We start from the raw sequence: 15,311 nt of genomic DNA, 5'->3' as shown, positions 1-15,311 counted from the left end.
CCGAAGCTCCCCCGCACTGTTCGGACCCACCCCCCGGAGGCCCCCTTGCACCCCCCGACTCCGATCATCCGACGGTTCGCCGTCGTCCTCACCGCCCTGGCCGCCGTCGTCGCCACGGTCGCGGCCGTCCTGCTCACCGCCGCCCCACGGGCGTCGGCGGCCACACTCACGCCCGTCACCTCGTTCGGCACCAACCCCGGCGACCTGGGCATGTACTCCTACGTCCCCGACGGGCTGCCCGACGGCGCGCCGCTCGTCGTCCTCCTGCACGGCTGCGCGCAGGACGCGTCCGCCTACCACGCGAACTCCGGCTGGGCCGACTACGCCGACAGCCACGGATTCGCACTGGTCTACGCCGAGCAGCGGTCCGCCAACAACGCCAACGCCTGCTTCAACTGGTTCCGGCCCGACGACGTGGCCCGCGACTCCGGCGAGGCCCGGTCCGTGCGCTCCATGGTGGAGCACGCCGTGGCCGCCGAAGGGCTGGACGCCGACCGCGTCCACGTGTCCGGGCTCTCCGCGGGCGGCGCCATGGCCGGGGAGCTCCTCGCCGCCTACCCCGACCTCTTCGCCGGCGGCAGCGTCGTGGCGGGCATCCCGGTCGGGTGCGCCAGCGGGATGGTCGACGCCTTCACCTGCATGAACCCGGGCAAGACCAGGACGCCGGAGCAGTGGGGCGACGCCGTGCGGGCCAAGAACCCCGGGTGGAGCGGGCCCCTGCCCCGCGTCGCCGTGTGGCACGGCACCGCCGACACCACGGTCGTCCCGGCCAACGGCGACGCGAGCGTGAGCCAGTGGACGAACGCCCACGGGCTGGACGGCACCCCCGACGCCACCGAACAGCTGCCAGGCGGGACCACCGCCGACTACCACGGCGGCACGGCGGCCACGGCGGCCGTCGCGGACTTCCGGGTGTCCGGCATGGGGCACGGAACGCCCGTGGACCCGGGCCGGGGCTGCGGCACGGCCGGGGCCTACTTCCTGGACACCGTCTGCTCCACCGGGTACACCGTCGACTTCTGGGGCCTGGGCGAGGTCGCCGATCCCGATCCGACCGGGGACCCCGACCCCACACCGAGCCCGACCGGGGACCCCGACCCCGGTGAGTGCGTGAGGGCGAGCAACTACGACCACGTCCGTGAGGGACGCGCGGTCCAGCGCTCCGGGTTGACCTACGCGGTCGGCTCCGACGACCCCCTCGGCCTGTGGAACGTCTTCGTCACCACCGCGCTGACCGAGACCTCCACCGGCTACTGGGAGCACACTCCCGGCGCCTGCTGACGACGGCCCGGGCGGGGGTCAGAGGTCGCCCCCGCCACGGGCCAGCCGCCCGAAGTGGGCGACCGTCGCCCCCAGAACGAAGTGGGCCGCCTGGTGCTCGGTCATCGGCACGAGCCCGGCCGGCACCTGGACCTGGAACGGGAACTCCTCGTCGGGGCGGATACGGAAATCGTCGATCACGCCCTGCGACAGCAGCATGGTGAGAGCTTCGCGCACCTGTCCGCTGCGGTTGTCCGACGCCCAGATGGTCATGCCCCCAACCTAGGCCATGTTCGGCGGATACTCACCCTGCGGCGCGACGCCCCGGCACGGCTCTCGCCGCGTTCTCATCAGTCGACAGCCACACCACGATGCCTTCTTCTCCGGCCTTGCGACAGCCGCACCGGAACGCCGCTCGCGACGGGCGGCATCCACGGAACACGCCCGAGCGGAGTGACCGGGCCTGGGAGGGATTCGTCGCACCGGGCCGGGCGGCCGCGCAGGGAGCCCGAAGACGTGTGGGCGGACAGCAAGGTCCGCCCACACGCGGTGAGGACGGGCGCGACCCCCGTGGCACCCGTCTCCGCCGTCGTCGCGTCCGTCACCCGGTGGCGGTCGCCGCGACGGGGTCTCAGCCCGGTCCGGGCAGCCGCGCCTCCCCGGCGAGGACGTGCCCGGTGAGGCGGCGCAGGGACAGCCGGGTCGCCTCGAACTCGTCGGCGGGCAGGGCGATGACCTCGCCCACCGCCTCGGGCACGCCCTCCGCGAGGGCCCGCAGCCGGATGCCCTCGTCGGTGAGGGTGACCCGGACCGAGCGCTCGTCCCCGGGATCGCGGTCCCGATTGACCAGGCCCCTGGTCTCCAGCCGTTTGAGCAGCGGAGTGAGCGTGCCGTAGTCGAGCTGGAGGACGGCGCCGATGTCCTTGACCGGACAGTCCCGACGCTCCCAGAGCAGCATCATCACCAGGTACTGGGGATAGGTCAGGTTCATCCGCTCCAGGAGCGGACGATAGAGGTTCGTGACGGCACGCGACGCGGCGTAGAGCGCGAAGCACATCTGCTCGTCGACGGGTGGGAGAGGGAAGTCTCCGCCGGGGGTAGGAGCTTGCTCGGACATCGGCCACATCGTAGTAACCGGGGGGTCGATGTCAAAGAGCACAATTGCCTTGGGAACGAGGAAACCGCGGGCGGAGTCGCGCCGGGCGGGTCGGCGACGACGCCGGGGCACCCCGGCAGGGCGCCCCGACGGGCCCTACCGCGGGGAGGCGTCGGTCGGCAGCCGCCGCTTCATCACCTTGCCGGTCGCGTTGCGCGGAAGCTCGTCGAGCAGCACCACGTCACGCGGAACGGAGAACCGGCCCAGCTCCTGACGGACGAGAAGCCGGATCTCGTTGGGATCGACCTCCCTCCCCTCGTAGGGCACCACGAACGCCGCGAACCGGTGCCCGAACTCCTCGTCCGGCACACCCGTCACCACCACCTCGCGCACCGACGGCAGAGTCACGATCAGCTCCTCCACCGGCCGGGGGAACACGTTCTCCCCGCCCGAGATGATCATGTCGTCGTCCCGCCCGGCCACGTGCAACAGCCCGTCCACGTCCACGTGACCGCGGTCGCCGGTCGCCATCAGGCCCTGCGCCACGTCCCGGGTCCCGCCGTTCGTGTACCCCTCGAAGAGCATCTCGTTGCCGACGTGGATCGAGCCCTCCGTCCCCGGAGGGACCTCCACCCCGTCGGCGTCCAGGACCGCCAACCGCGTCCCCAGCGGCGGCCGGCCCGCCGTGGTCGGCGACCGCCGCATCTCCTCCGGGGTCGCGATGGTCGCCCACGACACCTCCGTCGAGCCGTACAGGTTGTAGAGCACGTCACCGAACCCGTCCATGAAGTCGGTGATGAGCTTCGGGCTCATCGCCGAACCGCTGCACGCCACGACACGCAGCGACGACGTGTCGTACCGGGCCCGGACCCGCGGCGGCAGGTCCATGATCCGGCGCAGCATCACCGGCACCGCGAACACCGCCGTGCACCGGTGCTCGGCCACCGCCCGCAGCACGTCCTCCGGGTCGAACTGGCGGCGCATGACCAGCGTCGCCCGCATCGACATCCCCAACTGCACCCCGGCCAGGCCCCAGGTGTGGAAGACCGGTGCCGCGACCAGGATCCGGTCCGAGGACCGCAACGGAATCCTGGACAGGACCGACGCCGCGTCCTGCGGACCCTTGGGCGTGGGACGGCGGGCCCCCTTGGGCGTGCCCGTGGTCCCCGACGTCAGCACGACCAGCCGCCCCGGACGCTCCGGAGGGGCGGGCTCCTCCTCGGTGTCGGCGACCTCCCGGGCCCGCCACGGCACGCGCGGACCCGGAACGGAGGCCTCACCCCAGGCCGTGAACCGCGGGACCTCCGCGGCCACGCCTCCGTACAGGTCCTCGAACTCGGCGTCGGCCACCAGCGCGGCCAGACCGTGGTCGGCCGCCGCGGCCACCACCTGAGCGGGGGCCAGGCCCGTATTGAGCAGGACGCAGTCCGCTCCCAGGCGACCGCAGGCCGCCATCGTCTGCACGAACGCGCTGTGGTTGCGGCACAGCACCCCCACGCTCGCCCCGGGCCGCACCCCGGCCCGGTCCAGCTCCACGGCCAGCAGACGGGCGCGCAGGTTCATCTCGCGGAAGGGCGTCGGCCCGTTGTCGTCGATGACGGACACGCGGTCCGGGACGCGTTCGTTCGCGGCCGCGTAGCCGCCCGCCACGGTCGCGCCCCAGGTGCGCAGGGCGCGCAGCTGTCGGAGGATCCGGTCGGGCCGACCGGCACTGAGGACCCCGGCCCTGACCAGGACGCGCACGGTCCGAAGCGTGTGTCGCAGGTTCGCGGGGGCCGGCGGGCGGCCGACGTCTGGCGCCATGATGTCTCCGGGGAGGACGGGGACAGGCGAAGCGCTCCGCGCCGTGTCGCGGAGCCCTCGCCTGGTCGCTCCGCGGAGTACTGCGACCGTAGGTGACGGCCGCACCCCCTGTCTTCCCCGGAGTGTGCGCCCTCACTCCCACGCGGTTGTCATCCCGGTGAGTTCACCGGTGGGGCGGCGGCCCGCCCCACCGGCTCACAGGTCGAACTTCATCGGCTGCCCGCTGGGCTCGGGCATCCCGCCCTCCGGCTCCAACGAGACCCCGACCTGCACCGGGGACCCCATGTCCTTCGCCATCCCGGAGTGCAGGCCCTGTTCCGTGGGCGTGAGCATCCCGGCCGACCGCATGTCGTCGTCCGGGTCGACGTACCACATCTGGTATGCCATGCCCTCCGGCGCGTTCGGGAGCCCGTCCACGACGAACATCAGCGCGTCCATCTCGTAGGAGGTGTAGGCCGTCGCCCGGGCCCCGTCGCCCAGCGGACCCTCGTGGATACTCGTGTCCGGTGCCGACAACAACGCCTCGACCTGCGAGGACTCCTGTCGCATGTCGTCCATGCTGCGGTCCAGCGACAGCAGGCCAGCCCCCAGGACGACGGCCACCAGGGCGCACGCGGCCGTCAGCAGCCAGGGCAGCCGACGGCGCCACCGGAGCCCCGCGGGCAGGGCGGTGACCGTCCGGTCCGCTGCGGGGCCCTCCACCAGCGGGGCATCCTGACGGGTCCGCTCCGCGGCGGCCCGTACCCGCGTCCACACCGCCTCCGAAGGCCGGTCCGACTCCGCGTACGCCAGCCGTACGAGGGTCTCCCGGAACTCCACGAGGTCGCGTCGGCAGTCCTCGCACTCGTCGAGGTGCCGCTCGGTCGCCACGGCCTCCTCCGGATCCAGGCCGTCCACGGCGTAGCCGGCGATCAGCCCGTGCGCACAGTTCTCGCTCATACGCTCACCCCCAGGCAGTCGCGCAGCCGGATCAGACCGTCGCGCAGACGGCCCTTCACGGTGGTCAACGGGACATCGAGCAGGTCGGCGGCCTCGCGCTGGGTGTAGCCCGTGTAGTAGGTCAGGCGCACGGCGTCGCGCTGCACCTCGGTCAGCCGACGCAGGCAGCGGCGCACCTTCTCCCGCTCCAACCGGTGCTCCACCTGCTCCGAGACCCCGTCGGCCGGGGTCCGCTCCGGTTCGAGCCGGCCCGCGGCCGAGACACGCGCGGCGGCGGCCTCCTCCGAACGCACCCGGTCGACCGCCCTGCGGTGCGCGATCACCAGCACCCACGAGCGCACGCTCCCCCGTGAGGGGTCGAAGCGCGCACACTGCCGCCACACCTCCAGGAACACCTCCTGCGTCACCTCCTCCGCCTGCGCCACGTCGAGCAGAACCCGCCGCACCACACCGAACACCGGTCCGGACAGTTCCCGGTAGACGCGCTCGAACGCCGCCAGGTCACCGACCGCCGCCTGGCGCAGCGGAGCGGCCAAGCCGTCCTCCGGGGGCGCGGCCCCGTGTTCGACCCCGCCGTCACCGGCGGCCTCGACACCTCTCAACCGATCCACCGCTCACCGACCCTCTCCCTCTCCCTGTACCGTCACCGTTCATTCGGCGCCGACCGGCGCGGAGCGACACCCGCGCCGTCCTTTACCCGTTCGTGACCGGGATGGCGGTCTCCCTCCCATCATCGGCCCCGAACCCAGGGCATGTTCGACACCACCCGCACAACGGCCCGGGTACCGGCCGCGGTCTCGGGCCTCGTCGCCGCCGGCGCCGCGGTCGCCGTGGCCGAGGTCGTCGCCGTCATCATGGGGCGGTCCGACGTGACCCCGCTGCTGGCCGTCGGTGACGCGACGGTCGATCTGACTCCGCTGCCGGTCAAACAGTTCGCGGTGGACACCTTCGGGACCGCCGACAAGATCGCCCTGTTCGTCGGCATGGGCGCGATCATGGTCGTGGCCGCGGCCCTCCTGGGCGCGGCCGCCGGACGGCGCCGCCGGATCGGCGCGGCCGGACTCGCCGCCTTCGCGGTGGTGGGCCTGGCCGCCGTCCTCACCCGGCCGGGTGCCGGAGTCCTCGACACCGTGCCGACCCTGGTGGGGACAGCCGCCTGCTACCTGGTCCTGATCCTGCTGCTCAACGCCGGCGCGAGGCAGGAGACCGTCGGGCTCACACCGCTCGGCGCGGACCCCGCCGCCTCCACGGAAAGCGGAGGGACGGGAGAGGGCGACGGCGCCGAGCAGTCCGTCGGTTCGGGCGGGCCCGCGGATGCCCCGCGCGGTGCGCCCGGATTCGACCGGCGTCGCTTCGTCCTGCTCGCGGGCTCGGCGGCCGCGCTCTCCGCGGGTGCGGGGACGACCGCCCGGCTGTTCGCCGCTTCCGGACCTGGCACGAGGACCGGCGTGGGCGACATCAGCCTGCCCCGACCGTCCGACCCGGCTGCGCCCCTACCGGACGGCGCCGACCTGGAACTCGACGGGCTCTCCTCGTTCTTCACCCCGAACGACGACTTCTACCGCATCGACACCGCGCTCTCCGTGCCCCGCCTGGACGCCTCGACCTGGTCACTGCGCATCCACGGCAACGGGGTCGAGGAGCGCACCTACACCTACGAAGACCTGCTCAACCGACCCGATCTGGTGGAACGCGACATCACCATCGCCTGTGTCTCCAATCCGATCGGCGGCGACCTGATCGGCAACGCGCGGTGGATCGGTGTCCCCCTGGCGACCCTGCTCGAAGAGGTGGGCGTGGTGCCGCCGTCCCGTGGCGGGCGCGCCGACCAACTCGTGTCGCGCTCCTCCGACGGCATGACCATCGGCACGCCCGTCGAGGACGTCATGGACGGGCGCGACGCGATGCTCGCCCTCGGCATGAACGGTGAGCCGCTCCCCTACGACCACGGTTTCCCGGTGCGGATGGTGGTGCCGGGCCTGTACGGCTACGTCTCGGCGTGCAAGTGGCTCGTGGACATCGACGTGACCACGTTCGACGCCTTCGACGCCTACTGGGTCCCGCGGGGCTGGTCGGCGCGGGGCCCGATCAAGACCCAGTCCCGCATCGAGACACCGCGGAGCGGAGACGCGCTCACCACGGGCACGGTGGCCGTCGCCGGTGTGGCCTGGGCCCAGACCACCGGCATCGAGCGGGTCGAGGTCAGCATCGACGGCGGCGAGTGGCGGGAGGCCGAGCTCGCCGCGGAGGACACCGCCGACACCTGGCGCCAGTGGGTCTACGAGTGGGACGCCGAGCCGGGCGACCACGAGATCTCGGTCCGGGCCACCGACCGCGACGGCGAGACCCAGACCGACGAGCAGGCCCCGGTGGCGCCGGACGGCGCCACCGGACGGCACACGGTCCAGGTCACCGTGGCCTAGACCGCGTCCCCATCGGACTTCCCGTGCCACCGGTGCGGGAGCAGTCGGCCGCAGCCACGGCCGGCACCGCAAGTGACACACACGAACACGACACGAAACAGAGGGCCGATCGATGAACGCACCCAGCACGCACACGCTGCGCCGACTCCTGGCCGCCGGAGCCATCTCCCTCACCGCGGTGTTCGCACTCGCCGCCTGCAACGACGCCGCGTCGGTCGAGCCGTCGGGGGAGAGCGAGGAGATGGAGGACGAGGGCATGGAAGAGGACTCCATGGAGGAGGACTCCATGGAGGAGGACTCCATGGAGGAGGACTCCATGGAGGACGAGGGTATGGAGGAGGACTCCATGGACGACAGCGACATGGAGGAGGACTCCATGGGCGAAGAGCAGATGGACGAGGGCATGGACGACGAGGAGATGATGGAGGACGACGAGAGCTGACCTCCGTCCTCTGAACACACCCCTGGAAGAGCTCCCCCTCGTCACCCCCGGCGAACGGACCTCCCCGAGCCGCGGTTCCCCGAGAAACAGGGGCCGCGGCTCGGCGGCGCGCGGGTGCGAAGTGACCGGCGGCACAGGCATTGCGGTTTGCTGGAGGGGGATGCTGGGGGTAGTGTTCTCCGAGTCGCCACGGGACGGCGAGCGGCCCTCAGGGCCGGCTCGGAACCGGACCGGATCAGGTGGCACACTTCCCAGAAGTCCAGCGGGTTCGAGCAGTGTCTCGGTTCCGGTAGGCTCGGGGAGTTGCTTCAAAAGCCCGGCGAATTCGCCGGGCCCAACGAAGCAGAACGGGCTTTACCCCGATCAATTGCTCCGAAACCGCCGAGTTGGCGGGACACGGAACACCTGATAAAGTAAAGACACAACGAAGCGGAAACGCAGACAGCCTTCCACGGAAGAGCGAACGAACCGAGAGGTTCGCAGCTTGTACGGGATGAGCGGTTGTTTCTTGAGAACTCAACAGCGCGTGTTTGATTTTCTTTAAGCCATGTTTGTTTTGGCCCCGTCACACTTCGGTGTGAAGGGTTCCTTTGATTGGCCATCGGAAGATGGTCGGTCAGGATTACTTCTAGGTTTACCCGCCCAGGCCCCGTTCACGGTGGCCGGGACAGGGTTGTATGACCTTTATGGAGAGTTTGATCCTGGCTCAGGACGAACGCTGGCGGCGTGCTTAACACATGCAAGTCGAGCGGTAAGGCCCTTCGGGGTACACGAGCGGCGAACGGGTGAGTAACACGTGAGCAACCTGCCCCCGACTCCGGGATAAGCGGTGGAAACGCCGTCTAATACCGGATACGACCGGCCACCTCATGGCGGCCGGTGGAAAGTTTTCTCGGTTGGGGATGGGCTCGCGGCCTATCAGCTAGTTGGTGGGGTAAAGGCCTACCAAGGCGATTACGGGTAGCCGGCCTGAGAGGGCGACCGGCCACACTGGGACTGAGACACGGCCCAGACTCCTGCGGGAGGCAGCAGTGGGGAATATTGCGCAATGGGCGAAAGCCTGACGCAGCGACGCCGCGTGGGGGATGACGGCCTTCGGGTTGTAAACCTCTTTTACCACCAACGCAGGCTCCCAGTTCTCTGGGGGTTGACGGTAGGTGGGGAATAAGGACCGGCTAACTACGTGCCAGCAGCCGCGGTAATACGTAGGGTCCGAGCGTTGTCCGGAATTATTGGGCGTAAAGAGCTCGTAGGCGGCGTGTCGCGTCTGCTGTGAAAGACCGGGGCTTAACTCCGGTTCTGCAGTGGATACGGGCATGCTAGAGGTAGGTAGGGGAGACTGGAATTCCTGGTGTAGCGGTGAAATGCGCAGATATCAGGAGGAACACCGGTGGCGAAGGCGGGTCTCTGGGCCTTACCTGACGCTGAGGAGCGAAAGCATGGGGAGCGAACAGGATTAGATACCCTGGTAGTCCATGCCGTAAACGTTGGGCGCTAGGTGTGGGGACTTTCCACGGTTTCCGCGCCGTAGCTAACGCATTAAGCGCCCCGCCTGGGGAGTACGGCCGCAAGGCTAAAACTCAAAGGAATTGACGGGGGCCCGCACAAGCGGCGGAGCATGTTGCTTAATTCGACGCAACGCGAAGAACCTTACCAAGGTTTGACATCACCCGTGGACCTGCAGAGATGTGGGGTCATTTAGTTGGTGGGTGACAGGTGGTGCATGGCTGTCGTCAGCTCGTGTCGTGAGATGTTGGGTTAAGTCCCGCAACGAGCGCAACCCTTATTCCATGTTGCCAGCACGTAATGGTGGGGACTCATGGGAGACTGCCGGGGTCAACTCGGAGGAAGGTGGGGACGACGTCAAGTCATCATGCCCCTTATGTCTTGGGCTGCAAACATGCTACAATGGCCGGTACAATGGGCGTGCGATACCGTAAGGTGGAGCGAATCCCTAAAAGCCGGTCTCAGTTCGGATTGGGGTCTGCAACTCGACCCCATGAAGGTGGAGTCGCTAGTAATCGCGGATCAGCAACGCCGCGGTGAATACGTTCCCGGGCCTTGTACACACCGCCCGTCACGTCATGAAAGTCGGCAACACCCGAAACTTGTGGCCTAACCCTTCGGGGAGGGAATGAGTGAAGGTGGGGCTGGCGATTGGGACGAAGTCGTAACAAGGTAGCCGTACCGGAAGGTGCGGCTGGATCACCTCCTTTCTAAGGAGTCTTATTCAGACCAACTCTTTCCTATGGTTGGTCGGACTCGAAAGTGGACCCGGCCGGTGCAGTTCCTGCACGGGTATCGGGAGTGGCTTGAAGAAAACGAACTTCACCTCCAGCGACTAGAAGCGCTGGGGGGCGCGCTGTTGGGTGTCTGAGGAAGCAACCTCTGACCGCCTTGACCCTCAGGGTTGGGCGGTCGAGTTGTCTCCCGCGGACCGCCCCGAAGAACTCTCCGTGTTGTGTTGGAGTGGTATGAGGGCCTGCGGTTGGTGTTTTGATTTGTGAATAGTGTGCGCGAGCATCTTATTATCTGTAGTGGCCAAGTGATAGTGGCACACGGTGGATGCCTTGGCATCAGGCGCCGATGAAGGACGTGGGAGGCCGCGATAGGCCACGGGGAGCTGTCAACCGAGCTTTGATCCGTGGGTGTCCGAATGGGGAAACCTAGCCCGAGTTGTGTCGGGTTGCCGCCACCTGAATGTATAGGGTGGTTGGTGGTGACGCGGGGAAGTGAAACATCTCAGTACCCGTAGGAAGAGTAAACAACAGTGATTCCCCTAGTAGTGGTGAGCGAACGGGGAAGAGGCTAAACCGCATGCGTGTGATAGACGGCAGTCGTTGCGTGTGCGGGGTTGTGGGGCGCATCTGTTCGGGCCTGCCGGCCCGGAGCGCTGATGCCGGAGATAGTTGAATCCGTTGGGAAGCGGAACCGTAGTGGGTGAGAGTCCCGTAGACGAAGTTTCCGGCTAGGTGTTGGTGTGTTCCCGAGTAGCGCGGAGCCCGTGAAATTCCGTGTGAATCTGGCAGGACCACCTGCTAAGCCAAAATACGTCCTGATGACCGATAGTGCACTAGTACCGTGAGGGAAAGGTGAAAAGTGCCCCGGTGAGGGGTCGTGAAATAGTACCTGAAACCGTGTGCTGTCAAGCCGTCAGAGCTGGTCCTTGTGGCTGGTGATGGCGTGCCTTTTGAAGAATGAGCCTGCGAGTCATGGTGTGTGGCGAGGTTAACCCGGGTGGGGTAGCCGTAGGGAAACCGAGTCTGAATAGGGCGATCTGAGTCGCATGCTGTGGACCCGAAGCGGAGTGATCTACCCATGTCCAGGGTGAAGCGGGGGTAAGACCTCGTGGAGGCCCGAACCCACCAGGGTTGAAAACCTGGGGGATGAGGTGTGGGTAGGGGTGAAAGGCCAATCAAACTCCGTGATAGCTGGTTCTCCCCGAAATGCATTTAGGTGCAGCGTCACGTGTTTCTTGCTGGAGGTAGAGCTACTGTTTGGCTGATGGGCCCGACAAGGTTACTGACGTCAGACAAACTCCGAATGCCGGTTAAGTGAAGCGTGGCAGTGAGACTGCGGGGGATAAGCTTCGTAGTCGAGAGGGAAACAGCCCAGATCATCAGCTAAGGCCCCTAAGCGTGTGCTAAGTGGGAAAGGTTGTGGAGTTGCTGAGACAACCAGGAGGTTGGCTTAGAAGCAGCCATCCTTTAAAGAGTGCGTAATAGCTCACTGGTCAAGTGGTTCTGCGCCGATAATGTAGCGGGGCTTAAGTACACCGCCGAAGCTGTGAAGCCTGAGACTTGTTCTCGGGTTGGTAGGGGAGCGTCGTGCATCCGGAGAAGCTGCCGAGTGATCGTGTGGTGGAGGGTGTGCGAGTGAGAATGCAGGCATGAGTAGCGAAAGCAACGTGAGAAACGTTGCCGCCGATTGACTAAGGGTTCCTGGGGCAGGTTAATCCGCCCAGGGTGAGTCTGGACCTAAGGCGAGGCCGACAGGCGTAGTCGATGGATAACGGGTTGATATTCCCGTACCCGTGCACGAGCGTCCAGTATCGAGGCGACGGATGCTAACCACGCTGGTCCTTGGCGGTCCCTTCGGGGACGGCCTCTGGATCGGTCTGGGAACCGATGTTGTAGTAGGTAAGTGATGGGGTGACGCAGGAGGGTAGCTCTACCCGGCGGTGGTTGTCCGGGGGTAAGCGTGTAGGCCGGTGTGTTGGCAAATCCGCACACCGTGTGGCTGAGACGTGATGCCGAGCCGTTTTTGGTGAAGTGAGTGATCCCATGCTGTCGAGAAAAGCCTCTAGCGAGTTCGTGTGTGGCCAGTACCCTAAACCGACGCAGGTGGTCAGGTAGAGAATACCGAGGCGTTCGGGTGAACCATGGTTAAGGAACTCGGCAAATTGTCCCCGTAACTTTGGGAGAAGGGGAGCCCTGTCTGGTGATGGACCTTTGCGTCTTGAGCTGGGTGGGGTCGCAGATAGCGGGGGGAAGCGACTGTTTATTAAAAACACAGGTCCGTGCGAAGTCGTAAGACGCTGTATACGGACTGACGCCTGCCCGGTGCTGGAACGTTAAGAGGACTGGTTAGTGGGTTTCGGCCCGCGAAGCTAGGAATCTAAGCGCCAGTAAACGGCGGTGGTAACTATAACCATCCTAAGGTAGCGAAATTCCTTGTCGGGTAAGTTCCGACCTGCACGAATGGCGTAACGACTTCCCCACTGTCTCAACCATGGGCCCGGTGAAATTGCACTACGAGTAAAGATGCTCGTTTCGCGCAGCAGGACGGAAAGACCCCGGGACCTTCACTATAGCTTGACATTGGTGTTTGGGATGGTTTGTGTAGGATAGGTGGGAGCCTGTGAGACTGTCACGCTAGTGGCGGTGGAGGCGTTGGTGAAATACCACTCTGACTGTTTCGGGCATCTAACTTTGGACCGTGATCCGGTTCGGGGACAGTGTCTGGTGGGTAGTTTAACTGGGGCGGTTGCCTCCCAAAGAGTAACGGAGGCGCCCAAAGGTTCCCTCAGCCTGGTTGGTAATCAGGTGTTGAGTGTAAGTGCACAAGGGAGCTTGACTGTGAGACGGACGTGTCGAGCAGGAGCGAAAGCTGGGACTAGTGATCCGGCACCGGCGTGTGGAAGCGGTGTCGCTCAACGGCTAAAAGGTACCCCGGGGATAACAGGCTGATCTTCCCCAAGAGTCCATATCGACGGGATGGTTTGGCACCTCGATGTCGGCTCGTCGCATCCTGGGGCTGGAGTTGGTCCCAAGGGTTGGGCTGTTCGCCCATTAAAGCGGCACGCGAGCTGGGTTTAGAACGTCGTGAGACAGTTCGGTCCCTATCCGCTGTGCGCGTTGGAGACTTGAGAAGGGCTGTCCCTAGTACGAGAGGACCGGGACGGACGAACCTCTGGTGTGCCAGTTGTCCTGCCAAGGGCATGGCTGGTTGGCTACGTTCGGGAGGGATAACCGCTGAAAGCATCTAAGCGGGAAGCTTGCTTCGAGATGAGGTCTCCTGCCTCCTTTGAGAGGGTAAGGCTCCCTGTAGACGACGGGGTTGATAGGCCGGGTGTGGAAGCCCTGTGAGGGGTGGAGCTGACCGGTACTAATAGGCCGAGGGCTTGTCCGCTGCAGATAATTGGGTGCTCGCGCATATTTTTCACATGATCTACGGTTTTCCCGTTGTGGCTGTGATCCCCTTGCCGGTTGGTGGGGTGTGGGTCGTGGTCGTGGATGGGTGTTGGTTTCCGTGGTGGTTATGGTGGGAGGGTCACACCCGGTCTCATTCCGAACCCGGTCGTTAAGTCTCCTTGCGCTGATGGTACTGCCCTGTGGTGGGGTGGGAGAGTAGGTTGCTGCCACGGTTTTTCTTGGGGGAGGGGTCGTCTTTTGACGGTTCCTCCCCTTTTTTTGTGTCTGGGTTTGTGCGTTTGTGAACGGTCGGGGGTGGGTCGGGGGTTGGTGCTGGACGCCGGGTGGTTGCGGGGTGGGTGTGGTCGGGGGCGGGCCACCGGCCTACCGACAACTCCGGCTGGCGTGTGGGATCGGCTCAGCGGGTTCGGTCCGGGCTCTGGAGAAGCCCTGATCAGTCACTCTCCGTCACTGTCCATGGTGCGCCATGCGGACGCGCGTGCGGTGTGATCTGGGCAAACGTCAGCGTGACCGTTTTCCTCGTAAACAGTGATTACTTGGGGTGCGGGATTGTAAGGTGAGCCTTCCCTGGGTTAGGCTCACCTATGTTCCACTCGGGCCGGCCGAGTCTTGACGTCCATGCACTTGGCAGGAGAAACAACCAATGCGCTCCATCCCCCGACGACTGCGGCTTGCGGCGGTGGCGGTTCCCGTCTTCGCGCTGATCGCCTCCGCGTGTGGCACCGACGACTCCGAGACCGGTGGCGGTGACGCCTCCGCGGAAGCGGTGACCATCTACTCGGGTCGCGACCAGGAACTGATCGACCCCCTCATCGACATGATGCGGGAGGCGACCGGCCTGGACATCGAGGTGCGCTACGGCGACACCGCGCAGATGGCCAACCAGATCGTCACCGAAGGGGATCAGACCAACGCGGACCTCTTCATCGCGCAGGACGCCGGTGCGCTCGGCCTGCTCGTCCAGGAGGGGCTGCTCGCCGAGCTCCCCGCGGAGACGACCGACCTCGTCGCCGAGGAGTACCGTGACGGCGACGGACGCTGGGTCGGACTCTCCGGACGGTCCCGCGTCTTCGCCTATGACCCGGCGGACGTCGAGGAGCTTCCCGAGAGCGTCCTGGACCTCACTGACGAGGAGTGGAACGGCCGGGTCGGGTTCGCCCCCACCAACGGCTCGTTCCAGGCGTTCGTCACCGCGCTGCGGGTCATCGAGGGCGACGACGTCGCACAGCAGTGGCTGGAGGACATGGCCGCCAACGACGTCCAGCTCTACGAGAACAACCGATCGCAGCTGGACGCCCTGGAGAACGACGAGATCGATCTCAGCCTCAACAACCACTACTACTGGTACGAGCGAGTGGCGGAGATGGGCGAGGACGCCGTCACCTCCGAACTCCACTACCTGACCAACGGCGACGCCGGCGGCCTCGTCAACGTCGCGGGCGCCGGGATCACGGCGGGCGCGGCCAACCCCGAAGGTGCCCAGCAGGCCCTGGACTACCTCCTCAGTGAGGAGGGCCAGACCTTCTTCGCGGAGAACACCTACGAGTACCCGCTCGTCCCCGGGATCGAGCTCGCCGACGGGCTCGTGGAGCTGGACTCCCTCCAGCAGCCGGACATCGACCTGAGCGACCTGGGTGACCTGGACACCTCCATCGACATGATCCGCGAGGCGGGTCTGGAGTGACACGCGTCCA

9 protein-coding genes and 3 rRNA genes are annotated in these 15,311 nt (G+C 66.4%); 7 read left to right on the top strand and 5 right to left on the bottom strand.

The features are described from left to right. Positions 1-63: 63 nt before the first annotated feature. The gene (locus M1P99_RS10920) at positions 64-1,281 is read left to right on the top strand and encodes a PHB depolymerase family esterase (protein ID WP_304455659.1); all 1,218 of its coding nucleotides are present in this window, start codon (positions 64-66) and stop codon (positions 1,279-1,281) included. An 18-nt stretch (positions 1,282-1,299) separates the two neighbouring features. Here M1P99_RS10920 and M1P99_RS10915 read toward each other — a convergent pair whose 3' ends face one another. The 5 genes from M1P99_RS10915 to sigK all read right to left on the bottom strand — a co-directional run bounded on the left by M1P99_RS10915 (position 1,300) and on the right by sigK (position 5,700). After that, positions 1,300-1,533 (bottom strand): hypothetical protein, encoded by a 234-nt coding sequence (locus M1P99_RS10915; RefSeq protein WP_304452533.1) that lies wholly within the window; start codon positions 1,531-1,533, stop codon positions 1,300-1,302. 358 nt (positions 1,534-1,891) lie between these two features. Then, entirely contained in the window at positions 1,892-2,386 is a 495-nt protein-coding gene (locus tag M1P99_RS10910; protein ID WP_304452532.1) for a MarR family winged helix-turn-helix transcriptional regulator, read from the bottom strand. 126 nt (positions 2,387-2,512) lie between these two features. Then, a complete protein-coding gene (locus M1P99_RS10905; RefSeq protein WP_304452531.1) occupies positions 2,513-4,159 on the bottom strand; it encodes an AMP-binding protein in 1,647 nt (548 codons plus the stop codon). Positions 4,160-4,354: 195 nt separating this feature from the next. Then, positions 4,355-5,098, bottom strand: a complete 744-nt coding sequence (locus M1P99_RS10900; protein WP_304452530.1) for an anti-sigma factor — start codon at positions 5,096-5,098, stop codon at positions 4,355-4,357. Next, positions 5,095-5,700 carry an ECF RNA polymerase sigma factor SigK gene (gene sigK / locus M1P99_RS10895; protein ID WP_304455658.1) on the bottom strand — a complete coding sequence of 202 codons (606 nt, stop codon included), beginning with the start codon at positions 5,698-5,700 and terminating at the stop codon, positions 5,095-5,097. The genes M1P99_RS10900 and sigK overlap by 4 nt, the downstream gene beginning before the upstream one ends. A gap of 150 nt (positions 5,701-5,850) precedes the next feature. On the opposite strand from sigK, the gene M1P99_RS10890 reads away from it, so the two are divergent. The 6 genes from M1P99_RS10890 (at position 5,851) to M1P99_RS10865 (ending at position 15,301) form a co-directional block, all read left to right on the top strand. Continuing rightward, a complete protein-coding gene (locus M1P99_RS10890) occupies positions 5,851-7,521 on the top strand; it encodes a sulfite oxidase (RefSeq protein WP_304452529.1) in 1,671 nt (556 codons plus the stop codon). Positions 7,522-7,633: 112 nt separating this feature from the next. Then, the gene (locus tag M1P99_RS10885) at positions 7,634-7,963 is read left to right on the top strand and encodes a hypothetical protein (protein WP_304452528.1); all 330 of its coding nucleotides are present in this window, start codon (positions 7,634-7,636) and stop codon (positions 7,961-7,963) included. Between the two features lie 683 nt (positions 7,964-8,646). Continuing rightward, positions 8,647-10,179: ribosomal RNA gene (locus M1P99_RS10880) — 16S ribosomal RNA — on the top strand. 322 nt (positions 10,180-10,501) lie between these two features. Further along, a 23S ribosomal RNA gene (locus M1P99_RS10875) occupies positions 10,502-13,595 on the top strand. A 118-nt stretch (positions 13,596-13,713) separates the two neighbouring features. Continuing rightward, positions 13,714-13,829, top strand: a 5S ribosomal RNA gene (gene rrf / locus M1P99_RS10870). Together the 16S, 23S and 5S rRNA genes form the textbook arrangement of a ribosomal RNA operon. Before the next feature lie 431 nt (positions 13,830-14,260). Then, entirely contained in the window at positions 14,261-15,301 is a 1,041-nt protein-coding gene (locus M1P99_RS10865) for an iron ABC transporter substrate-binding protein (protein ID WP_304452527.1), read from the top strand. The last annotated feature ends 10 nt before the right edge of the window (positions 15,302-15,311 follow it).

This window comes from Nocardiopsis sp. YSL2, from assembly GCF_030555055.1.
GTDB lineage: Bacteria > Actinomycetota > Actinomycetes > Streptosporangiales > Streptosporangiaceae > Nocardiopsis.
The sequence above is the reverse complement of the archived record's forward strand: the minus strand, read 5'-3'. Positions and strand labels throughout refer to the sequence as shown.

What these genes read in the sequence shown, in the direction of transcription:
- M1P99_RS10915 (WP_304452533.1), bottom strand. Translation starts at nt 1,533, where the DNA reads ATGACCATCTGGGCGTCGGACAACCGCAGCGGACAGGTGCGCGAAGCT.
- M1P99_RS10910 (WP_304452532.1), bottom strand. Translation starts at nt 2,386, where the DNA reads ATGTGGCCGATGTCCGAGCAAGCTCCTACCCCCGGCGGAGACTTCCCT.
- M1P99_RS10905 (WP_304452531.1), bottom strand. Translation starts at nt 4,159, where the DNA reads ATGGCGCCAGACGTCGGCCGCCCGCCGGCCCCCGCGAACCTGCGACAC.
- M1P99_RS10900 (WP_304452530.1), bottom strand. Translation starts at nt 5,098, where the DNA reads ATGAGCGAGAACTGTGCGCACGGGCTGATCGCCGGCTACGCCGTGGAC.
- M1P99_RS10890 (WP_304452529.1), top strand. Translation starts at nt 5,851, where the DNA reads ATGTTCGACACCACCCGCACAACGGCCCGGGTACCGGCCGCGGTCTCG.
- M1P99_RS10885 (WP_304452528.1), top strand. Translation starts at nt 7,634, where the DNA reads ATGAACGCACCCAGCACGCACACGCTGCGCCGACTCCTGGCCGCCGGA.
- M1P99_RS10865 (WP_304452527.1), top strand. Translation starts at nt 14,261, where the DNA reads ATGCGCTCCATCCCCCGACGACTGCGGCTTGCGGCGGTGGCGGTTCCC.